Consider the following 21836-nt stretch of genomic DNA (forward strand, 5'->3'; position numbering starts at 1 on the left):
CGGCGGGCGAGGTCGTTTCAGGCGCCCTCGACGACCGAAAAACCCTCGAACTGGGGATGGCCGAGATAGTGGACCTTCGTCGTGCCGACATTCCTGTGGGCCGCGCGAAAATTCTCCGACTTGGTCCAGGCGACGAAATCGTCGTGGCTTGCCCAGACCGTGTGTGAGGCAAACAGCGTATAGCCTTCGGTCTCGTTGACTGGGCCGCGCAGCAGATGGAACTCCCGGAAGCCCTTCATTTCCGCAAGGCTGGAATCACGGTTTTTCCACACGGCCTCGAAATCGGCTTCCGAGCCGTTCTGCACCTTGAAGCGGTTCATGGCGATGTACATGGAGTTCCTTTCGATTTCCTGGACTTAGACGGGTGGTGCCGCAGGATGCCACGTGCGGCCCCACGCCGTGCTCAGACCCCGAAGGCGATGCCGGTCTTGGCATCTGTCTTGAGTTTTCGCATGCAGGTGTTCGGCTCGACGCCGGTGCCGACGCATTCGGTCGCGCTGTTGATCAGCACGCGGCTGACCTTGGCGCAGTTGGTGCCAGCGAGATCGAAGCGCGTCACCTTGGTCTTGCCGGCCGGCAGGTCCTTGAAGTCGAGCACGGTCAGGCGGTCGACGACGCCGGCGTCGTTGAACAGCGCGATCTCGAACGCCGCCCTGGAAAGGTCGGCGCCGAGATTGTTGGTGACCACGAAGGTCAGGCGGCAGCCCTTTTCAGACGGTTGCGCGCCATTGAGTTCGAGGGAGAGAGCAGGCGCCGGCGCGGACTCTTGTGCCCACGCCGGAACCGCTGCAAGCGACATCGCCAGCGCCGAGGTCAGCAGACGAAGGGATGCCGTCAAGTTCGTCATCATCATCCTCCAAATCGCATCGTTGCCGCCAGCTTCAGCGTTATGCCCGGTTCATAGACCGCGACCGTGGTGCTGCCGTTCAACGGATTGGCGTATTTGACATCGAACAGATTGTCGGCGCGGAAATCAACCTTCAGATTGTCGGTCGCCTGGTAGCTGGCGAAAGCGTTGACCAGCGTATAGTCCTCGGCGATCGGGTTACCCTTGGGCTTGCCATTGTACTGCACCTCGCCGCCGACAGTGAGTTTGTCCTCGAGGAAGCGCAGGCCGAGCTGCACGGTGACCTGCGCGGACGGGATCGTGGCAAGGTCCGCCCGATCGCCTTCGTAGGATATGGTGTGACCATTGATGATGGAGGCGGAAAGTCCGGCGTAGCCCCATGCTGCATCATAAACGCCTTCCATCTCGAAGCCGTTGATCTTTGCCTTGGCGAAGTTCTGGTACTGGAAGCAGATCGGAATGCCCGGCCCGAAGGGGCAGCCGCTGGTCGGATCGAAGGCCGACAGCGTAACGCCGTCAATATAATCGTCGACGTCGTTGTTGAAATAGGCTGCCTTCAGCCGAAACGCGTCGCCGGACTCGAGAACGTCGTTCTGCTTGTAATTGACACCAAATTCGACGTACTTACCGGTTTCGGGCTTTAAATTGGGATTGGGCAGGAACGGGAAGCTGACACCCGCCGGATGGTTGCCGCTGATCAGGGTTTCGGTCAGCGAAGGCGACCGGTAGCCCTCCGCGTAGGTGCCGTAGAATTGCAGGCCGGCAAGGCCGGCGCTTTCGAAAGGCGAGACGCCGACGGTGACGCGCGGCGACAGGCGGTCGCCCGACGTTTCGTGCGTGTCGTCCTCGAGGCTGTAATTGTCATAGCGCAGCCCGGCAATGACTTCGAGCCAATCCCAGCTGAGCTTGTCCTGGACGTAGGCGCCAGAAACGTTGCGCTTGCCGGAAGGCGTGTAGAAGCTGTCGCCGCCTGCCGTGCCGCCAGTCTCGACGTCGTCATTCACCCAGTCGCCGCCATAGGTCAGTTCATGCGCGAGGCCGCCTGTCTCGAATCGCGACGTGTTCCAGATGTCGATGGCGGCTGTGCCGACATCGAAGGTCGACGTCGAACCTGCCGGCAACATCACGGGAAGGCCGGTGACGGGATCGAAGCGGCGCTGCGGAACAAGGCCGGTCAGGTCGAGATTGGTCTTGTTGTAGGAGGTGTTGACGTGGAGGTCGAGCCAGCTCCTGTCTTCGTCCGTGACATTGTAGCGAGCCGTGAAGGTGTTCGATTTCAGGTCGACGTCATTGACCGGCATGCCGCCGCTGACCTCGTTCCAGCCGTCGCTCGAACCGACCCAGCCGAGCTTCAGTTCGCTATTGTCGCTCGGGCGGATCGTGGTCTTTAGCAATCCGCTCAGCACGTCGAAGCCGGTGCCCTTGACGGTGTCGCCGTCGCCATCCTTGTAGTCGTCATAATTGCGGTAGACGATATTGCCCAGCGCATCCAAATTGTCGTTAAAGCGATAGGCGCCGGATGCGCTGGTGGTCCAGCCCTTGCCGTTGCTCTCGTAGCGTCCGGTGACGGAACCAGCCCATGTCTCGTCCGGCTTGAGGATGTCCTGGGCGTCCTTGGTGTCGAAGAAGACCACGCCGCCTATCGCGCCCGAACCATAGGTGTTGGCGACCGGACCACGGATGACGTCGACGGATTTGATAAGCTCGGGGTCGACATAGAAGGTCGATTGGGTGCCATGGTCGGAACGCTGGAAGTTCTGCCGCGCGCCGTCGACGATGATCGCGACGCGGCCGAAATCCTGCAGGCCGCGGATATTGACGCTGGTGCTGACGCGCCTGGCATCGGCCTGCGCCGCGACGCCGGGCACGCCGAACAGCATTTCGTTCGGCGTCGTCGCTATGCGGCGATCGAGCTGTTCCTGGTCGATATGGCTGGCCGAGGCCAGCGATTGGATGGCCGTTTCTCCGGTGCGGCTGATGACCAGAACCTTGTCGAGCAGCGTTGCGCCCGCTGGCGCCGGCTTTTCCCCCTCAGCCTGCTTCGATTGATCGGCCTGCTCTCCCGCCGCCTGTGCTGATTGCTGAGCGTTGGCAGGTGGCACGTATAAGGCAATCGCCGCCACGCCCGCCAGCAAAGCCGCTGCACCCTTCGCCGCCGACCAGCCGCGCCGTTCCCAAATCGCTAACCCCATGTGCCCCAACTCCAAAGTTTCCAGGTTCGATGCGGGCTGGCCTGGGGCTGGCTGGCATTTGTGATCGTATTCGCGTCTTAAATCTTGACTAATTTAATCCGGTATTGCACTGACTAGTAAACATGATTATTCAAGTCAAGAATGAATCGGATTACGCAAACGCCTAGCCAGACGCCCGGCACAGGAAAGGGACCGATCCACATGAACACGCACAATCCCAACGACTTCCGCTATCGCGTCCGCCGGTCCGACGATGCTTCCGCCCGCTTCGACCGCGTTCAGCTGGCGGTGCGGACGCTGTCGAGCAACACGCTGTTCCAAGGTGAGCACGAGATCGGCATCGAGCATCACGGCGCGCTCTACCGGCTCAAGATCACCCGTCAGGGCAAGCTCATCCTCAACAAGTAAGCGTAAGGCAGCAGGACAATGGACCAGCGCGTAAAACCCACCCCGCACGAAATCCGGCGGGCGCGGACGGACAATCCGAAAACGCGCGAGCGCGATCTGGCCGCACAGCTTGGCATTTCGGAGGCCGAGTTGGTCGCTGCGCATTGCGGCGACGGTGTCGTTCGCGTCGAGCCACGCGTCAACGATCTTCTGACCGGCCTCGAAGCCGTCGGCGAGGTGATGGCGCTCACCCGCAACGAAAGCGCCGTGCATGAAAAGATCGGCGCCTACGACAAGGTCGTCACCGGCAATCACAATGCCATGGTGCTGGGCGAGAACATCGACCTGCGCATTTTCCCGAAAATATGGGCGCACGGCTTTGCCGTGGAAAAACGCGACGGCGACGACATCCGCCGCAGCCTGCAATTCTTCGACGCGGCGGGCGAGGCGGTGCACAAGGTGCATCTGCGGCCGGGGTCAAACCTCTATGCCTATCAGAAACTGGTCGCTTCGCTGGAATCGCCGAACCAGGAGCCACTGGTCGCCATTTCGGGGCCAGCCGCCGAGAACGAAGGCGAGGCGGTGACAACGACCGCGAATCTCGACGATCTGCGCGATCGCTGGAGCCGGCTGACCGACGTGCATCAGTTCTTCGGCATGCTGAAGACGTTGAAGCTCAGCCGCCGCCAGGCGGTGCGCATGGTGGGCCAGGACTATGCATGGCTGCTCGACAATGATGCGGTGAGAGCCATGTTCAATCGTGCCGCCGAGGGCGAGATGCCGATCATGTGCTTTGTGGGAAACCGTGGCTGTATCCAAATCCATTCCGGTCCGGTCAAGTCGATCAAGCCAATGGGGCCATGGATCAATGTGCTGGACGAGACCTTCCATCTGCACCTGCGCACCGACCACATTCATGAGGTCTGGGCCGTGCGCAAGCCGACCAGGGACGGCCATGTTACGTCGCTGGAGGTCTACGACGCCGGCGGCAACATGATCATCCAGTTCTTCGGCAAGCGCCATGAAGGAGAGGGTGAGCGCGACGACTGGCGCTTCCTGGCCGAAAACCTGCCGCGCATTCCAAGCCCGACGGCAGCCTGAGGAAACGATGATGGGTCTTCTCTCCGGATTGACGGCTGCGCGCGGATCGATGCTTGGCCCGATGGTCGGCCTTTCCTTTGCTTTCACAGCGCTGCAGCCGGCCGGCGCCAGCGACGGTGTTTCCGTCTTCGCCGATCCCACCAGGATCGCGTCGATCGGCGGCTCGATCACCGAGATCGTCTATGCGCTCGGCGAGGAAAAGCGTCTTGTGGCGCGCGATTCCACCAGCCGCTATCCGAAAGCCGCTCTCGACCTGCAAGATGTCGGCTACATGCGCCAGCTGTCGCCGGAGGGTGTGTTGTCGGTCAACCCTTCGGGCATGCTGGCGCTGCACGGCAGCGGCCCCAAGGAGGCGCTCGATGTGCTGAAGAAGACGAGCATACCCTTCATCGAAGTGCCTGACCTGTATGACCGTGAAGGCATCCTCGAAAAGGTCCGCATCGTCGGCAAGGCGCTCGGCGCCGACGCCAAGGCCGAAGCGCTGGCCAGGGAGATCGATGCCAAGCTGCAGGCGGCGGAAAAGCAGACGGCCTCGATCAAGGAGCGCAAGCGCGTTCTGTTCGTGCTGTCGATGCAGGGCGGCAAGATCATGGCGGCCGGCAGCGACACCGCGGCCAACGGCATCATCAAGCTGGCCGGCGGCGTCAACGCGATCGAAGGCTTCTCCGGCTACAAGCAACTGTCCGACGAGGCTGTTGTCACCGCCAGGCCGGACGCGATCCTGATGATGAGCAATGCCGGGCCGCCGGTATCGGACGATGAACTGTTCGGCAACGCATCGATCGCCTCGACGCCGGCCGGAACCGCGCGCAAGCTGATCCGCATCGACGGCGGGTATCTGCTCGGCTTCGGACCGCGTACGGCCGACGCCGTCCACGACCTTGCCGCCGCGCTCTATGGCACGCAGATTACGGACTGAGCGGCATGGTCGACCAGTCGATCGCCGGGCCGGCGGAGAGGAAGATGGCCAGCGACGGTGACCGTTCCGGGCGCGCCCGTCTGGTCATCGCGCTCGCCTGCGTCGTGCTTGCGGCAGCGGTATTGCTGTCGCTGACCTCCGGCGCCTCGGATGCCTCCGCCGTCAAGGTCGTCGGCGACTGGCTGTTCGGCGCAGCGCCTGGCGACGTGGCGATGAGCGCGCGAGATCGCCTCATCGTCTATGACATAAGGCTGCCGCGCGTCGTGCTCGGCGTGCTGATCGGGGCCGCCCTCGCGGTGTCCGGCGCGGTCATGCAGGGGCTGTTCCGCAATCCGCTTGCGGATCCCGGCCTTATTGGCGTTTCGGCGGGCTCCAGCCTCGGCGCGGTGGCCGTCATCGTGCTCGGCACGACCGTGCTGTCTCCGGTGACCGCCTGGTTGGGCGCGCTGACCCTTCCTCTGGCGGCCTTCTGCGGCGGGTTGTCGGTGACGTTGCTGCTCTACAGGGTCGCGACGCGGCAGGGCCGCACATCCGTCGCCACCATGCTGCTTGCCGGCCTGGCGCTGGCCGCACTTGCCATGGCGCTGACCGGTATCCTGATCTTCGTGGCCGACGACCGGCAATTGCGCGACCTGACCTTCTGGCAACTCGGCTCGCTGGCCGGTGCGACATGGCAGAAGATCGGCTCTGTCGGCCCGGTCATCGTGCTTTCGCTGGCGGCGATGCCGTTCCTGGCTCGCGGCCTTAATGCGCTGGCGCTGGGCGAGGCGACCGCCGGCCATCTCGGCATTCCGGTGCAGCGGCTTAAGTACACGGCCATCGTCGGCGTCTCGGCGGCGGTCGGCGCCTCCGTCGCCGTCAGCGGCGGCATCAGTTTCATCGGCATCGTGGTGCCGCATCTGCTGCGCCTGCTGATCGGCCCCGACAATCGCTATCTGCTGCCGGCCTCGGCGCTGCTCGGCGCCTCGCTGCTGCTTTTGGCGGACGCGGTCGCGCGCACCATCGTGGCGCCCGCCGAACTGCCGATCGGCATCGTCACGGCGATCGCCGGGGCGCCGTTCTTCCTCTGGATCCTGCTGCGCAAGCGCGGCGTCATCGACCTGTAGGGGTGTTTCATGATCGAAGCGCGCGATGTTTCGGTGGCGATCGGCAGGAAAGGCATTGTCGCCGGCGTCGATTTCGAGGTCAGGCCGGGTGAGATTTCGGCCATTGTCGGCCCCAATGGGTCCGGCAAGACGACCTTCCTCAAGGCGCTGTCGGGGGAACTCGCGCATACCGGCCGGATTGCCATCAACGGCCGCGAGCTCTCGACGATAACGCCAGTCGAGGCGGCGACGCTGCGCGCGGTGCTGCCGCAGGCGACGACCTTGTCGTTTCCCTTTACCGTGCGCGAGATTGTCAGGCTCGGCCTTGTCGGAGGCCGCTCGGGTGTGCTGCCGGGCGAGGACGAACGCCTGCCGGAACGGGCGCTGGCGCGTGTCGACCTCGACGGTTTCGCCGGCCGCTTCTATCAGGAGCTTTCCGGCGGCGAGCAGCAGCGCGTTCAACTCGCCCGCGTGCTGTGCCAGGTCTGGGCGCCGGTGCTCGACGGCAAGCCGCGCTATCTGTTCCTGGACGAGCCGGTGTCCAGCCTCGACATCAAGCACCAGCTGATCATCATGAACATTGCTCGCGACTTCGCCAGAATGGGCGGCGGCGTGGTTGCCATCCTGCACGACCTCAACCTGACGGCGATGTATGCCGACCGGATTTTCGTCATGCACCGCGGCCGGCTTGCCGCCACCGGTTCGCCGCGGGATGTGTTGAGCGACGATCTGATCGAAAGGGTGTTCGGTTGCCGCTTGAGGGTCGGAGTCCTGCCCGCCGGCAATATGCCGTTCGTGCTGCCTCAATCAGCGGCCTAGATTCTGGCAGCGGCCTAGATTCTGGCAGCGGCCTAGATTCTGGACGTTCGCCGCAGGTCCAGCCTGCGGCGAACCGGATCAGGCCGCCGGTGCGCGGCGCTCCAGCAGGTCAATGCCGAGCAGGTTGCGCACGTTCGGACGCGCCGCCACGAGATCGGCGATCGTGTAGCGGGCAAGCACCGCGAAGAAGGCGTTGAGCGCCTCGCGCAATGCGGAATTCAACGCGCAACTGTCGACCAGAGGGCATTCCGCGGCATCGTTCTCGAAGCACTCGGCCATGGCGAAGCTTTCCTCCGTCACGCGCACGACGTCGAACAGATTGATCGATTCCGCGGCACGGCCAAGCCTGACGCCGCCATTGCGGCCACGCACCGTCTCGACAAGGCCATTCTCAACCAGTGGCTGGAGGATCTTGAACAGGAAAAGCTCCGACACCGAATAGGCGGCGGCGATCTCGGGGATGCGGCTCAGCCGATCGGTATTGGCCGCGCAATACATCAGGATGCGCATGGCGTAATTGGTCTGGCGGGTAAGTCGCATCTTGTCCTCACAAAGCGCCGGCGAGCTGCGATCACGCCAGATTTTGAACTTTGCTGGTGGGGCTTTGCTCCGAGCTTTCGGATTCGCCACACTGGCCTCGGCGGAATATGGCCTATACCTTGGAATAATTCCAGACTAGCTTCGCATAATAGCTGAATATTCCCGTCAACTTTGTGTGCGCAAGGCGGCAAGACGCGGGCCGAATCGGCTGTCACGCGCATTTTCTCGGGCGAAACACCAGAGCGGTCCAGTGATCGGCAGAATGGCCGACCGCCCTAACTCTTTGTTTTCACGCAATTCCCTGGGGAAAGCGCTAGGCGCTTTTCCAGAGAACAGCGTTACACACCTTTCCTGGAATGCTCTAAATAGATCAGAGATCGACGAGGAGCGGCTCTGACATGTCACAATCAGCCACGGCCCTGGCTTCCGGCGGATATGATGCCGACGCGCATGCCAAGATTGTAATGCTGCGGCGGACCAAATTCGTCGCCACGGCGGCACTTGCGCTTTGCGTCGCCGTGTTCGCCCTGGCCAAGTCCTTCGAGAGCACCTATCCCTGGCTCGGCTTCGTCGCCGCTTTTGCCGAGGCGGCGACCATTGGCGGCCTGGCCGACTGGTATGCGGTGGTCGCGCTGTTCAAGCGGCCTCTCGGTCTGCCGATCCCGCACACCGCGATCATTCCCGAGAACCAGAACCGTATCGCCGATAATCTCGGCCGTTTCATCGAAGCCAATTTCCTTGCCCCCGAGCCGGTGCGCGAAAAGTTGGCCGAGGTCGATTTCTCGGCGCTCGTAGCCGACTGGCTGGCCGATTCCGAACGTGCCGCGGGCCTGTCGCGTTTCGTCGTGCGCCTGGTTCCGCAGACGCTTGCCGCCGTCGAGCAATCGGGGCTGCGCGGCTTCGTCACCAGCCGGATGCTGGAGCAGATCGAAAAAGTGCCGCTGGCGCCGTTGGCGGCCGAATTGCTCTCGGCCCTGACCGACGATCGCCGTCACCAGAGGCTGTTCGATGAGTTCATCAAGGTGATCGGCCAGTTCCTCAACGATGAACAGGCGCTGACGACCATGCGCGAAAAGATCCGCGAGGAACTGCCGTCGCTGTTCAACCTGTTCAGGGCCGACGCCTATCTCCTGAAGAAGATCGTCGCCTCGGCCGGTTCGCTGCTCGACGAGGTGAGAGCCGATCCCGAGCACCCGATGCGCGCAGAATTCGATCGTTTCGCACAGGGCTTCGTCGAGCGGCTGAGAACGTCGAAGCAATATGCAAGGCGCGCCGAGAAGCTGAAGCGCGATTTCCTCGCCAGGCCGGAAGTCAAGGCGCTGGCCGGCGACATATGGGAAAGCCTCAGCCTGTTCATCGAGCAGGATGCCAAGGCGCCGCGATCGATCATCCGCGCGCATCTTGCCAACATGTTCGTCGAGGTCGGCCGGCATCTGGCCGGAGACGCCAAGATCAGGGCCGACATGAACCAGGGATTCGTGGTGGCGCTGTCCTCTTTCGTCGAGAGCCAGAAGAGCGGCGTATCGAAATTCATCGCCGACCAGGTCAAGCGCTGGGACCTGGCGCAGCTGACGCGGTTGGTCGAGATGAATATCGGCCGGGACCTGCAATATATCCGCTTCAACGGCATGATCATTGGCGGTCTGGCTGGCATCGCGCTTTACACAGCTGAGCGGCTGTTTCTCGTCAATTGACGGGCGCACGCCATGCCCTATTCTCATGGACGGGCATCAGCAGTCGCGGCAACAGGGGAGCAGATGAGCATGGCCAAACAACCGGATTCCGATTCCTTCACGGACATGTTCGGCCGGTTCGGCCGTGACCTGAAACTGCCCAATGTCGATGTCGAGGCGATCCTCGCGCACCACCGCAAGAACCTTGAAGCGCTGGAGAAATCGGCGCGGGCAAGTGCCGCCGGCGCGTCGTCGCTGTTCTCCAGGCAACGCGAGATGCTGCAGGACACGCTGCGCGAAATTGCCGACATGACGCAAGGCTACAGAGCGCCCGGCACGCCGCAGGACCTGATGGCCAAACAGACTGAGTTCGCCAGGAAATCCTTCGAGACTACGTTGAAGAATGCCAGCGAAGTGGCCGAGCTGGTCAGGAAATCCGGCACCGAATCGGTCGACATCCTGCGCATGCGCATCAAAGAGGCGATGGAGGAAATCCGCGCCGGCTACGAGAAGAAGTAGCTTGCGTGACAAAGACCGGTTGCCTGCCAACCCTGCGCCAGGCGAAGTTTGTTCGGATGCTCTTTCATCGGCCGCTATGCCTTTACACCATGGGTACCCTCAAATGCCAAGGCCGGGCGAACACGGCTTGACGTAGAGTGATGCCAGGATTCGCATCGATCCCAAGGGGACCGAATCATGCAGGGCGAATTGACAGAGGCCGCCGGTTCGTGGTGCGGAAGCGTTGGAAGCTATCGGGAAAACAGGAATGACCGAAATACGGCCTAAGACGCCGCCGACCTACGAGCAGTTGAGGACGATGTCCGGGCAGGAGCTTGGCGTCTCGGAATGGACGACAGTCGACCAGAACCGTATCAACCAGTTCGCCGAATGCACCGGCGATCATCAATGGATCCATATCGACCCCGAACGGGCGCGGCGGCAAAGCCCGTTCCGCACGACGATCGCCCATGGCTATCTGACGCTGTCGATCATCGGCGCGCTGGCGCTCGGCATGGGAATCGTGCCCGAGAACACGCAGGCCGCCTTCAACTACGGCTTCGACAAGGTGCGTTTCCTGGCGCCGGTCAAGGTGGGCGCACGCATCCGGCTGCGCACCACGCTGCTGTCCATGGAGGACAGGGGGCCGGGCCAATACCTGATGAAGGCCGCCAACACCGTCGAGATCGAGGGCGAGGAAAAGCCGGCGCTGACGGCCGAGACGCTGGTCATGCTCTATGAGCGCCGCAAGCGGGCAGGGGCCTGAGCGGCATTCGCCCAAGCCCCCTGAATTGATCTTCGTCAGGCATTCTCCGCCCGCCGGCTCGGCAAAAGGCTGAGCGCCAGCGCCGCCACCGCCAGTGCCGTTGCCGTCTGGAAGGTCACCTGCATTCCGCTGGCCGCCGCCGCTGACGTCAGCATGCCTTGGCCGCCGGCTTCACGTCCTCCGGCCGATGCGGCGGCGAATAGGGCGCCCATCACGGAGGCGCCCGTGATGAGGCCAAGGTTGCGCGACAGATTGAGCAGGCCGGAGATGACGCCGCGTTGACCGCCGCCGACGCTGCTCATGACGGCGGCGTTGTTCGCTGTCTGGAACAGGGCATAGCCGAAGCAGGTCACGGTGATGGGGACGACATAGCTGACGATGCCGAGTGTCGTTATCGCCAGGGACAGGAGGAACGTGCCCGTGGCAAGGCCGAGCAGGCCCGCGACCATCATCCTTTTGGCTCCGAAGCGATCGGCAAGGCGTCCGGCAAGCAACGCCGACAGCGCCGAAACCAGCGGGCCTGTCGAGAGCACCAGTCCGGCGTTTGCCGCGTCCAGTCCGAGCCCGCGCGAGAGATAGAACGGCGCAACCACCAAGGTCGCCATCATCACCGTGGCGACGATCAGGTTCATGGCCAGGCTGGTGCTCAGCGAGAGATCGCGGAAGGCGGAAAGCTCGACCAATGGGTTTTTCGCCATCCTTTGCGCCGTGGCGAACAGGAAGATGCCGATGCCAGCCGCGACCAGCAGGCCGATGTTGATGGGGCCGAAACTGCCTCTACCCAGTGTCATCGCCAATGCGTAAGCCGCCAATGCCAGGGCCAGCAGGCCCGTGCCCAAACCATCGAAGCTGGCTTGGCCGGTCCGCACCGTCCGGTTGCCGGCAGGCAAAGCACGCCAGGCCATTGCAAAGGTCAGGATGCCGAGCGGCACGTTGACCAGGAAAATCGAACGCCAGCCGAGAGCGGCGATCAGCAGGCCGCCCATGGAGGGGCCGAGCGTGGTGCCGATGGCAGACATGGCGCCGAGCAGGCCCATGGCGCTGCCGGTCCTGGCCTTGCTCACCGTCTCGGCGACAGCGGCCAATGTCAGCGCCATCATCAGCGCCGCGCCAAGCCCTTGCACCGCCCGCGCCGCGATCAGCAGCCACAAAGCGGGCGAGAGGCCGCAGAGCACCGACGCCGATGTGAACAGCGCGATGCCGAAAAGCAGCAGCGGCCGCCGGCCGAGCATGTCGGCGAGGCGCCCGGCACCGACGATCAGGATGGTGATGGCGAGCAGATAGGCAATCACGACCCATTGCACCTGTTGGAACGAGGCATCGAATGCCTGCATCAGCGAGGGAAGGCCGACGCTGGCGATGCTGGTGCCGAGCGACGACAGCAGCGTGGCCAGCGACAGGCTCGCCAGCGCCCATCCAGCCGATGGGATTTTCTGTGCGACCGATGCGTGCTCGTTGCGATGTTGCTCAGTGACTGCCACGGCGATCTCCCTTTGTCGGCTTCAGGTCGAAGCTTCGAAGATCTAATCGTTTGCAGGATGTGGCGGAACGCGCAGCATTTGCATTCTATTCGTGCGTTGCACGCCACATCAGCGGATTTCGTGCTAGGATCGAACCATGTCGCCGCCCGATCTCAACCTGCTCGTCGCCCTCGATGTCCTGCTGGACGAAGGCAGCGTGGCGCGTGCGGCGACGCGATTACGGCTCAGCCCCTCGGCGATGAGCCGCACGCTGGCGCGGTTGCGCGCGGCGACGGGAGATCCGCTGCTGGTGCGGGCCGGTCGCGGCCTTGTTCCAACGCCACGCGCGCAGGAACTGCGCCAGCAGGTCGGCCGTGTGGTTCAGGATGCTGAAACGCTGCTGCGCCCGGCGAGGCTGCTTGATCTGCCGGGCCTGGAGAGGACCTTCACGCTGCGCACCAATGAAAGCTTCGTCGAGGAGTTCGGGCCGCGCCTGATCGCCCGCATCCAGGCCGATGCGCCGGTCGTGCGGCTGCGTTTCGCGCCGAAGTCGGACAAGGACATGGCGTCACTGCGCGAAGCGGCGATCGACCTGGAAGTAGGTGTGGCCGGCGAGACCGGGCCGGAGGTGCGCATCCAGGCGCTTTTTCGCGACCGTTTCGTCTGCGCGGTGCGCAGCGGCCATCCGCTGGGCCAGGGCGCGATGACGCCGGAACGCTATGCGGCCGGCCGCCACATCAATGTTTCGCGGCGGGGCCGCGAAAGGGGGCCGGTCGACGAGGCCTTGAGCCGGCTCGGATTGCAACGAATGGTCGTGTGCATGGCTTCCGGTTTTTCGGCCGCGCTCGCGATGGCGCGCGCCTCGGAGTTGATCGCCAGCGTGCCCGAGCGGCATACGCAAGGCGCGCGCGCCGGCATGCAGACTTTTTCCCTGCCGGTCGACATTCCGGCGGTCACCATTTCCATGCTCTGGCATCCGCGGCTCGATGCCGATCCGGCGCAGCGCTGGCTGCGGAGTTGCGTGCGCGACATTTGCGTGAAGTCCTGATCGCGCAAGCCGCGCCGCAGCCGTCAGCGCGGCATGGCTGCCTCCAGCACCTTGAAAATCCGCTCGTCTTCGCATTGTGCAACGTTGAAGCGCAGGAATCGGCTGGCTGATCGCGACAGGCTGAACGCGTTCCCGGGCGCCAGCACGACATTGGCTGCAAGCGCGCGGCGGGCAATCTCGGCTGCGTCCACTGCATCCGGCAGGCTGCACCAGAGGAACAGACCGGCGGGCTGCTCGATCCAGGGCGTGATCCCGATCGCCTTCAGCCGAGCGCCTGTCTCGATCATGGCGCGTGAGAGCCGGGCGCGCAGCAGGTCCATGTGCTTGCGATAGCTGCCATCCCTGAGCAGGGTCAGCACCAATTCGGCCGCGAGCCGCCCGCCGCCGAAGGTGGTGGCGATCTTGAGGTCGGCCAGCCCTTCCATCCAGTCACGGGGCGCGGCGATGAAGCCGCAGCGTATCGAGGCCGAAAGCGTCTTGGAGAAACTACCGATATGGACGACACGCTCGAGACCGTCGAAAGCCGCGAGCCTTGGGGCAGGAGCGTGTTCGAAATCGGCGAAGATGTCGTCCTCGACGATGGTCAGGTCCGATTGATCGGCGAGCTTGAGCAGCCGGTGCGCGGTGACCGGCGACAGGATCGCGCCGGTCGGGTTGTGGATGGCGGAGTTGGTGATGTAGAGGCGCGGCCGATGCTCGGCCAGCGCCTGCGCAAACAAGTCGATATCCGGCCCCGATGGCGTATAGGGGACGCTGACGACCTTGGCCTGATGGGCACGCAACAGTGCGTGGAAATTGAAATAGCAGGGATCGTCGACCAGCACTGTATCGCCGGGTTCGAGCAGGAACCGGCACAGGAGATCGATGGCCTGCGTGCCCGATTCCGTCAGCATGATCTGTTCGGGTGAAGCCTCGATGCCATGTGTGGCCATGCGCCGCGCCAGCAATTGGCGCAGCGGCGGCAGCCCGAGCGGCGTGCCGTAGTCGGCAAGGGCCACATCATCGGCGCGCGCCACGTTGCGCAGCGCGCGACGCAGCGCTGCCTGCGGCATCCACGAGGCGGGCAGCCAGCCGCAGCCGGGCTTCAGCATCTCATCGCCCGCTTCCAGCGACTGCCGCGAAACCCAGAGCGGATCGACGGCGCGATCGAGTCGGGGGCCGATCTCGGCCAGCGACAGCGGCGCCAGCGATCCGGCGGCATAGAAGCCGGAGCCTGGCCGGGAACGGATCGCGCCTTCCGCCGCCAGTCGCTCATAGGCCTCGACCACTGTCGATTTGGAAACCTGCATGGATTTGGCGAAGGCGCGGATCGAGGGCAATCGGGCGCCGGGCGTGAGGCTGCGCGCGGCAATTCGCTGGCGGATGGTGGACATGACGCCTTCGACAAGGGTTCCGCTGTTGTCGAATCTCGCTGATACGTTCATCTGTACCTTCCGGCAAACCATTACAGTTTTGTTGAATTGTACTGCATTGTCTCTGGTGACGCCATGGGTATGGGCCCGATAGAGGGCGCAACGGATGGAGTGCCTGCAATGGACAAGACGACGAGCGGCTGGGTGAGCGGATTCATCGGCGTGTTGATTTTCAGCGGCTCCTTGCCGGCAACGCGCGTGGCGGTGATGGATCTCGATCCGACATTCCTGACGTCGGCGCGCGCGGTGATAGCAGCTTTGCTTGGCCTCGCGCTGCTGCTCGTCTTCCGCGAGAAGCGCCCGGAGCGTCATGACCTGATGTCGCTTGTCATCGTCGCGTTGGGTGTGGTGGTCGGCTTTCCCTTGCTGACAGCCTTGGCGCTGAAGCATGTCACCTCTGCTCATTCCATCATCTTCGTCGGCCTGCTGCCGCTGGCGACCGCGATCTTCGGCGTGCTGCGCGGGGGCGAGAGGCCGAGACCGGCCTTCTGGCTGTTCTCATGCCTCGGCAGCGCGCTGGTGGGCGGGTTTGCCCTTGCGCAAGGCGTGACGGCCTCGCCGGTTGGCGATGCACTGATGCTCGCCGCAATCGTCGTTTGCGGCCTGGGCTACGCAGAAGGCGCCGCGCTGTCGCGCAGGCTGGGCGGTTGGCAGGTGATCTGCTGGGCGCTGGTGCTGTCACTGCCGGTCATGCTGGTGGTGACCCTGGTCACCTTGCCACCGTCCTTCGCCACGGTCGGGACCAATGCATGGATCGGGCTTGCCTATGTCTCGCTGTTCAGCATGCTGATCGGCTTCGTGTTCTGGTATCGCGGCCTCGCGCAAGGCGGCATCGCCGCCGTGGGGCAGTTGCAACTGCTGCAGCCCTTCTTTGGCCTCGCCCTGGCGGCGTCCCTGCTGCATGAACAGGTCAGCCCCCTGATGGTCGTCATCACGCTCGGCGTGGTGCTGTGCGTATTCGGCGCCAAAAAGTTTGCCAGGCGGGATTTGCCACGGCCCGCAACCGGCGCCGCTGGCTAAAACTTCGTCACCACACCGATGCCGATGCCTTCGAAGCCGCCCATCGCCATCAGTGCAGCCGGCGCTTCCTCAAGGCTGATCTTCTTGCCGACCAGAAGCTCGGGTTTCAGCTTGCCGGTGCGGATCATCTCCATCATCGCGGGGTAGCGGTAGGCCTGCATGCCGTGGCTGCCGAGGATTTCGAGCTCGAACGCGATCACCTTGTCCATCGGAACCTGCGGGCGGGCGTGATCGCCCAGCATCAGGCCGACCTGCACATGGCGGCCGCGCCGGCGCAGATTGGCGATCGAATTGAACGAGGTCGTGGGATGACCGAGTGCATCCATGGACATATGCACGCCGCCATTGGTGATCTGCTTGACCGCCTTGACGACGTTCGGGGTCGTCGCCGCGTTGATGGTCGCCACCGCGCCGATCTTCCTGGCAAAGTCCAGCTTCTCTTCGGTGAGGTCGATGGCGATGACATTGGCACCCATGGCGCTGGCGATCATGATCGCCGACAGGCCGACGCCGCCGCAGCCATGCACCGCCACCCATTCGCCCGGCCTCACCCGGCCCTGGTCGACGATGGCGCGGAACGAGGTGACGAAGCGACAGCCGAGGCTGGCGGCAGTGGCGAATTCCATCTCGTCGGGCAGGCGCACGAGGTTGGTGTCGGCGTGCTCGATGGCGACATATTCGGCGAACGAGCCCCAGGCGTTGAAGCCCGGCTGGGACTGGTGCTCGCAGACCTGGTGATTGCCGGACGTGCATTCGAAACAATGGCCGCAGCCGACGGCGAACGGGACGGTGACGCGCTCGCCAGCCTTCCAGCGGGTCACCTGCTTGCCGGCGGCTACCACGACGCCGGCCAGCTCGTGACCGGGGACATGCGGCAAGCGGATATCGGCGTCATGGCCCATCCAGCCGTGCCAATCGCTGCGGCACAGGCCTGTCGCCTCGACCTTGATGACGACGCCGTCCGGCGCCGGCTTCGGATCGGGAACGGTCTGGATCGTCGGCGCCTCGCCGAATTTTTCGAAGACGACGGCTTTCATCGGCAACTCCACCTTGCGCGCACTTCGGGAAACGATAGCCGATTCCCTGGCCGGTCAAGCGGAAATCGATTCCGCCAGACAAGCCGGCCGTTTGGGCATACGCCGATGGCGACGCTGCGCGTCGCCGAAAAGGTTACTCGGCATCGATCTGGTTTTGCGGCGCGGCGTTCTGAAAGGCCGGCAGGGCCATGCAAGCGGCGTTGATGCGCGAGATCGTCGGGTAGGGCGCCATATCGACGCCGAAACGGGCATTGCTGGTGACTTGTGCCGCCAGGCAGATATCGGCCAGCCCCGGCGTGTCGCCGTGGCAGAAGGTGCCGGTCTCGGGCGAAGCCATCAACAGGTCTTCGAGTGGCTTGAAACCCTCTTTGACCCAGTGCCGGAACCACTTGGCGACATCCTCGTCGCCGGCGCCGAACAGGGTTCGCAGCGCGGTCAGGATACGCAGATTGTTCACCGGATGGATATCGCAGGCAATCATCTGCGCCAGCATCCTGACACGGGCGCGCCCAACTGCGTCCTTCGGCAGCAGAGGCGGTTCGGGCGTCGTCTCGTCGAGAAATTCGATGATCGCCAGCGATTGCGTCAGCAGGGTGCCGTCGCCCAGGATCAGCGCCGGCACTAGGCCCTGCGGGTTGACCGCGAGATAGGCCGGTTCGAGATGCTCGCCATGGCGCAGGTGATGCGGCACGTAGTCATAGGTCAGCCCCTTCATCTCCAGCGCAATCCGCACCCTGTAGGAGGTGGAGGAGCGGTAGTAGTTGTGAAGGACGATGTCGCTCATGCACTCACCGATTTGGCTGGGCGATGGTCACTTCGATCGTGCCGATGCCGTCGACGCCGCCGGTCATCGTCTCCCCAGGGTTGACCGCGCCGACGCCGGCCGGCGTGCCGGTGAAGATGAGGTCGCCTGGCTGCAATTCCATGCCTTCGCTGCAGATCGAGACGATGTCGGAGATCGGCCAGATCAACTCGGCGAGATCGGCGTCCTGCCGGATCTTGCCGTCGACAGCCAGCCAGATACGGCCCTGGCTCGGATGGCCGGATTTTTGCGCGGGAACCAGAGGACCGCACGGCGCGGAGCGGTCGAAAGCCTTCGACCAGTCCCAGGGCCGCGCCGCTTTCTTGGCTTCGTCCTGGAGATCGCGGCGGGTGAGGTCGATGCCGACGGCATAGCCCCAGACATGATCCAGCGCCTGGGCGCGCGGGATGCGGAAGCCCGGCTTGCCGATCGCGGCCACCAGTTCGATCTCATGGTGCAGGTTGGTCGTCAGCGGCGGGTAGGGGATCGTGGCGCCGGAGTCTGCCACCGCATCGGCGGGCTTGGTGAAGAAGAAGGGTGGATCGCGCTCGTCATTGCCGAACTCCCTGATATGCGCGGCGTAGTTGCGCCCGACGCAGAAGATGCGGCGCACCGCAAATCGCTCGTTCGAGCCGGCCACTGCGACCGAGGGCGTTGGCGGAGCGGGGAGGACAAAGGCGGTCATGGTCTGTCTCTGCAGTTGGATGTCGGGCCGCGGGCACCTTCGGCCGAATTGAGAGGCCGGGCAAGGCGTCGCTTTTCATAAAGCATTGGCCGGCCGGCCGTATAAGGAATCCGGAGTTTCCATCACTTTCGCGGCGATGCATCGTCCGCTGGGATAGACTATTTGCCAATAAGTCAGCCATGGTCGCGGGATTATGCTGCGGCCGGCAAACCGAAACGAGCCACATGACAGCAGCCACTGACAGCGCCCGGTTCCTGATCATCGACGATCATCCGCTGTTTCGCGAGGCGCTGCACAGCGCCGTGCAGATGGCCTATCCGGAGGTCGACACGGTGGAGGCGCGCTCGATCGCCGAAGCACTCGACCTGCTGGCCGGGACAAAGCCGTTCGACCTTGCCCTGCTCGATCTCAGCATGCCCGGCGTGCACGGATTCGAGGGGTTGCTGCAGCTTCGGACCCGCTATCCGCGCCTGCCCGTGGTCATCGTGTCCGGTTACGAGGAGCCCAAGATCATCTCCGAGGCGCTGTCCTACGGTGCTGCCGGCTTCATCCCGAAATCGGCGCGCAAGAGCGATCTGGCCAACGCTATACGCTCGGTTATGGAAGGCGCCATCTATGTTCCGGAAACTTATGAGGGCCGCCCGCCCGACGCCGACAGCACCGACCGCGCCGACATGGTGCAGCGCCTTTCGACATTGACGCCGCAGCAGTTGCGCGTGTTGCAGATGCTACGCCAGGGCCTGCTCAACAAGCAGATCGCCTATGAGCTGCAAGTGGGCGAGACCACAGTCAAGGCGCACGTCTCGGAGATCCTGCGCAAGCTCAACGTCTACAGCCGCACGCAAGCGGTGATCGAGGTTTCGAAGCTTGATAATGCGGAGCTTTTCAGGGATCAGGCGGGGTTTTGAGGGGCAGGTCTAAGCCAGCAGATGTGCCAGCAGCGCCCTTAGTTGCGCGGGCTTGAGCGGCTTGCGCATCAACTCGATGCCGCCGGCCCGCGCCGCCTTGGCGACGGCTTCGGAACTGTCGGCGGTGACGATCAGCGCCGGCACCGCGCGGCCGAGATAGCGGCGGACCTTCGATATGGTGGCGGTGCCGAGATCGCCGCCGTCGAGATGCTGGTCGGCTATGACGATGTCGGGCACCCAGTCCGTGTCGCCGAGCATGTCGAGCGCGTCGTCGGTCGAGGTCGCGGCGCGCACCAGGCATTGCCAGCGTTCGAGCAACGAGGTCATCGCCTGCAGCACCTCGACATCGTTCTCGACCAGCAGAACCTTGGTGCCGAACAAGCCGTAGCCGCGCGGCCGCTCCAGGCTTGCAGCGCTGGCGACGGCGTCCGCCGTGGCACCGATGCCGACGGGGACATCGATGTGAAAAATCGTGCCGCGACCGACCTTCGAGGAAAACGTCACGGGATGGCCGAGCGCGCCGGCGATGCGCCGCACGATGGCCAGCCCAAGGCCGAGGCCGCCGCCGGCGAGTTCGGCATTGGCAGGCATGATGCCGCGATGAAATTCCTCGAACACCGCCTCGCGCTGGTCGTCGGGAATGCCGCAGCCGGTGTCGGCGACATCGATGCGGATGGCATCGCCGCGGTGCCTGGTGCCGACAAGGACACCGCCCGAGCGGGTGTAGCCCAGCGCATTGGAGAGGATGTTCTGCAGGATGCGGCGCAGCAGCGTGCGATCGGAGCGAACCACTGCGTTGACGGCGCGGAATTTCAGCGACAGGCCCTTCAGTTCGGCCACAGGCTGGAAATCCGACCGCAGCGACGAGAACAGCGCCTCCAGGCTGACGTCGCCAATGTCGGGCTGGACCACACCCGCATCGAGCTTGGAAATGTCGAGCAGCGTGCGCAGCAGGTCCTCCATCGTCTCCAGCGAGCGCTCGACCTGCCGTACCAGTTTCCGGCCCTCGTCGCTGGTCTGCACTTCGGCAAGGGCGGAGACGGACAGATGCGCCGCATTCAACGGCTGCAGCACGTCGTGGCTGGCCGCCGCGAGAAAGCGGGTCTTGGACAGGTTCGCCTGCTCGGCATTTTCCTTGGCGGCGCTGAGGTCGATGTTCGATTGTTCCAGCCGCCGCAAGGTCGAGTGCAGTTCCTCGGTGCGGGCGCGTACCCTGCTTTCCAGTGAGATCGCGGTCTGGAACAGCGAGAAAGCGTTGCCTTGCTGGTCCATCGAGCGCTCGACGCGGCTGACCAGCGCAGCGTTGATCTTCTTCAGCCTGTCGGGATCGTCTATGTCCTTGAGGGGCACGGCAGCGCTCACTCGGCGGCCGGGCGCTCGCCGAAGGCGATGCCGGTGAAGGTCTGGTTGAGATGCATCGACCGGTATTGTTCGCCATAGGTGCCGAAGCCGATGACGTTGTTGACCCGGTAGAGTTCGGAAATCTCGCGAAAGACCTGGCGGTTGCGCGCATCCAGCCGGCGCAGGACACAGTCGAAGCCGATGATCATGTCGATGCCGCCAAGCCTCGCCTCGACGTCGAGCAGAGCCGCGCGGGTCGATTCCACCATGTCCTTGGGTTGGGCGATCGACAGCACGACACCATCGTCGATGGCGCAGAAGAACGACAGCGAGCCGTCCGCATGCATCTTCTGGATGGAGCGGCAGTAATATTCACCGCCTACCTTCACCACCACCGGATGCGAGGCGAAGCTCAGCGGCGTCAGCGTCTGCGCGACGATGCCGACCGAAGCGGCATATTCCTCGGCCGCATTGGTGGCATTGAACTCGCGCACGATGCGGTGATCGGGATCGGAGGCGGTGACCACCAGCTTTTCGTCGGTGGGAACGAAATTGTCGGTCTTGAAGACATGGAAAGGGATTTCCGTGGCGACCAGCACGATGATGGCGCTGTCGGAGGTGACCTTGCCGTTGGAGATCAGGCTCGTCGTCTCGAATTTCAGGTCGTCACCGGCGGAACCGCCGAGCAGTGGTATGTCATCGAGGCCCCAATGGATGGCCGAACTCACCGCTTCCTCGGCATAGGACAGTCCGTCGATGAAACAGAGCGCGAAGGTGTTCCCAGCCCGCTCGCCGCCGATGCGCCCATACAGCGTGCGCCGCAGATCCTCGACATCACCAGTGACCCTGTCCAAGCCCGATGACGACAGGTTGTCGACCGTGGTGCTGACCGCGGTAAACGACGCCGAAGGGAGCAGCATGGCGAGGATATGGCCCTCCTCGAGGCCCTGCGGCGTGATTTCGCCGGCGGTCGAGCAGCCGGCGTAGTGGAGCGCCGGCGCATGAGCCGCGATTGCGCGCGAAAGGGCGCCGGCCTCGACAAGGCGCTGGGAAAAGAATAACAGGGCGAAGCCGGCCTCGATGGCGGCCGCCTCCGCCGCCACCGCGCGTGCGAAGACGTCGGGGTCGGGCTCGTCCGTGGTCAGCGCCGACAAACCGCATGCGTAGCGCGTCCGTGAAACGGTCAGCGACGTTCTCCCGCATTTCCTCCGACGCTGCCTGTGCGCGGCTGTTGATGTGCTTCTTGCGCCAACGTCGAAAGCCATTGTTGCCGCCAATCGGCATTTTGGCAATGGG

Annotated in this window: 22 protein-coding genes; 11 read left to right on the plus strand and 11 right to left on the minus strand. The window is 63.9% G+C overall.

The genetic code is table 11. From position 1 onward, the window contains the following. Positions 1-17: 17 nt before the first annotated feature. From FJ959_RS17810 to FJ959_RS17820, 3 genes are all read right to left on the minus strand, one after another. The gene (locus FJ959_RS17810; RefSeq protein ID WP_023763446.1) at positions 18-332 is read right to left on the minus strand and encodes an antibiotic biosynthesis monooxygenase; all 315 of its coding nucleotides are present in this window, start codon (positions 330-332) and stop codon (positions 18-20) included. A 71-nt stretch (positions 333-403) separates the two neighbouring features. Continuing rightward, complete coding sequence (locus FJ959_RS17815) at positions 404-847, minus strand: hypothetical protein (protein ID WP_140495707.1); 444 nt, start codon at positions 845-847, stop codon at positions 404-406. A gap of 2 nt (positions 848-849) precedes the next feature. Then, positions 850-3039 (minus strand): TonB-dependent hemoglobin/transferrin/lactoferrin family receptor, encoded by a 2190-nt coding sequence (locus tag FJ959_RS17820; protein WP_140631133.1) that lies wholly within the window; start codon positions 3037-3039, stop codon positions 850-852. 201 nt (positions 3040-3240) lie between these two features. Here FJ959_RS17820 and hemP point away from each other — a divergent pair, with 201 nt between their 5' ends. From hemP to FJ959_RS17845, 5 genes are read left to right on the plus strand one after another with little or no spacing between them, the layout of a single operon-like run. Further along, positions 3241-3447, plus strand: a complete 207-nt coding sequence (gene hemP, locus FJ959_RS17825) for a hemin uptake protein HemP (RefSeq protein WP_140517208.1) — start codon at positions 3241-3243, stop codon at positions 3445-3447. An 18-nt stretch (positions 3448-3465) separates the two neighbouring features. Further along, positions 3466-4527: a hemin-degrading factor gene (locus tag FJ959_RS17830; RefSeq protein ID WP_140495709.1), complete on the plus strand. Its 1062-nt coding sequence runs from the start codon at positions 3466-3468 to the stop codon at positions 4525-4527. A 10-nt stretch (positions 4528-4537) separates the two neighbouring features. Next, positions 4538-5446, plus strand: coding sequence for a hemin ABC transporter substrate-binding protein (locus FJ959_RS17835; protein WP_140623306.1), 909 nt, complete (start codon positions 4538-4540; stop codon positions 5444-5446). Positions 5447-5451: 5 nt separating this feature from the next. After that, entirely contained in the window at positions 5452-6552 is a 1101-nt protein-coding gene (locus FJ959_RS17840; RefSeq protein ID WP_140631135.1) for an iron ABC transporter permease, read from the plus strand. Between the two features lie 9 nt (positions 6553-6561). Next, a complete protein-coding gene (locus tag FJ959_RS17845; protein ID WP_140631138.1) occupies positions 6562-7350 on the plus strand; it encodes a heme ABC transporter ATP-binding protein in 789 nt (262 codons plus the stop codon). Positions 7351-7428: 78 nt separating this feature from the next. On the opposite strand, the gene rirA is transcribed toward FJ959_RS17845, so the two are convergent. Next, positions 7429-7890 (minus strand): iron-responsive transcriptional regulator RirA, encoded by a 462-nt coding sequence (rirA, locus tag FJ959_RS17850; RefSeq protein WP_140495713.1) that lies wholly within the window; start codon positions 7888-7890, stop codon positions 7429-7431. Positions 7891-8288: 398 nt separating this feature from the next. Between rirA and FJ959_RS17855 the strand changes: the two genes are divergently transcribed. From FJ959_RS17855 to FJ959_RS17865, 3 genes are all read left to right on the plus strand, one after another. Then, a complete protein-coding gene (locus tag FJ959_RS17855) occupies positions 8289-9584 on the plus strand; it encodes a DUF445 domain-containing protein (protein ID WP_140631140.1) in 1296 nt (431 codons plus the stop codon). A gap of 69 nt (positions 9585-9653) precedes the next feature. Next, the gene (locus FJ959_RS17860; RefSeq protein WP_140495715.1) at positions 9654-10082 is read left to right on the plus strand and encodes a phasin family protein; all 429 of its coding nucleotides are present in this window, start codon (positions 9654-9656) and stop codon (positions 10080-10082) included. A gap of 247 nt (positions 10083-10329) precedes the next feature. Continuing rightward, a complete protein-coding gene (locus FJ959_RS17865) occupies positions 10330-10827 on the plus strand; it encodes a MaoC family dehydratase (protein ID WP_140631143.1) in 498 nt (165 codons plus the stop codon). A 35-nt stretch (positions 10828-10862) separates the two neighbouring features. On the opposite strand, the gene FJ959_RS17870 is transcribed toward FJ959_RS17865, so the two are convergent. Beyond that, positions 10863-12308 carry an MFS transporter gene (locus tag FJ959_RS17870; protein ID WP_140631145.1) on the minus strand — a complete coding sequence of 482 codons (1446 nt, stop codon included), beginning with the start codon at positions 12306-12308 and terminating at the stop codon, positions 10863-10865. Positions 12309-12444: 136 nt separating this feature from the next. Between FJ959_RS17870 and FJ959_RS17875 the strand changes: the two genes are divergently transcribed. Further along, positions 12445-13335 carry a LysR family transcriptional regulator gene (locus FJ959_RS17875; protein WP_140631147.1) on the plus strand — a complete coding sequence of 297 codons (891 nt, stop codon included), beginning with the start codon at positions 12445-12447 and terminating at the stop codon, positions 13333-13335. Positions 13336-13358: 23 nt separating this feature from the next. On the opposite strand, the gene FJ959_RS17880 is transcribed toward FJ959_RS17875, so the two are convergent. Then, complete coding sequence (locus FJ959_RS17880; RefSeq protein ID WP_140631149.1) at positions 13359-14759, minus strand: PLP-dependent aminotransferase family protein; 1401 nt, start codon at positions 14757-14759, stop codon at positions 13359-13361. A 108-nt stretch (positions 14760-14867) separates the two neighbouring features. On the opposite strand from FJ959_RS17880, the gene FJ959_RS17885 reads away from it, so the two are divergent. Further along, positions 14868-15767, plus strand: coding sequence for a DMT family transporter (locus FJ959_RS17885; RefSeq protein WP_140555108.1), 900 nt, complete (start codon positions 14868-14870; stop codon positions 15765-15767). Here FJ959_RS17885 and FJ959_RS17890 read toward each other — a convergent pair. From FJ959_RS17890 to FJ959_RS17900, 3 genes are all read right to left on the minus strand, one after another. Beyond that, a complete protein-coding gene (locus FJ959_RS17890; protein WP_140517186.1) occupies positions 15764-16804 on the minus strand; it encodes a zinc-dependent alcohol dehydrogenase family protein in 1041 nt (346 codons plus the stop codon). The genes FJ959_RS17885 and FJ959_RS17890 overlap by 4 nt on opposite strands. Before the next feature lie 133 nt (positions 16805-16937). After that, positions 16938-17588 (minus strand): maleylacetoacetate isomerase, encoded by a 651-nt coding sequence (gene maiA / locus FJ959_RS17895; protein ID WP_140517184.1) that lies wholly within the window; start codon positions 17586-17588, stop codon positions 16938-16940. A 4-nt stretch (positions 17589-17592) separates the two neighbouring features. Next, the gene (locus tag FJ959_RS17900) at positions 17593-18291 is read right to left on the minus strand and encodes a fumarylacetoacetate hydrolase family protein (RefSeq protein ID WP_140631152.1); all 699 of its coding nucleotides are present in this window, start codon (positions 18289-18291) and stop codon (positions 17593-17595) included. Positions 18292-18515: 224 nt separating this feature from the next. Here FJ959_RS17900 and FJ959_RS17905 point away from each other — a divergent pair, with 224 nt between their 5' ends. Then, positions 18516-19199 carry a response regulator transcription factor gene (locus tag FJ959_RS17905; protein ID WP_140495724.1) on the plus strand — a complete coding sequence of 228 codons (684 nt, stop codon included), beginning with the start codon at positions 18516-18518 and terminating at the stop codon, positions 19197-19199. Positions 19200-19208: 9 nt separating this feature from the next. Here the strand turns inward: FJ959_RS17905 and FJ959_RS17910 are convergent, their stop codons facing one another. Then, positions 19209-20549: a hybrid sensor histidine kinase/response regulator gene (locus FJ959_RS17910; protein ID WP_140495725.1), complete on the minus strand. Its 1341-nt coding sequence runs from the start codon at positions 20547-20549 to the stop codon at positions 19209-19211. 8 nt (positions 20550-20557) lie between these two features. Next, a complete protein-coding gene (locus FJ959_RS17915) occupies positions 20558-21694 on the minus strand; it encodes an FIST signal transduction protein (RefSeq protein ID WP_140675765.1) in 1137 nt (378 codons plus the stop codon). Positions 21695-21836: the final 142 nt, after the last annotated feature.

The sequence above is a fragment of the Mesorhizobium sp. B2-2-4 genome (genome assembly GCF_006442375.1).
Taxonomy (GTDB): Bacteria; Pseudomonadota; Alphaproteobacteria; order Rhizobiales; family Rhizobiaceae; genus Mesorhizobium.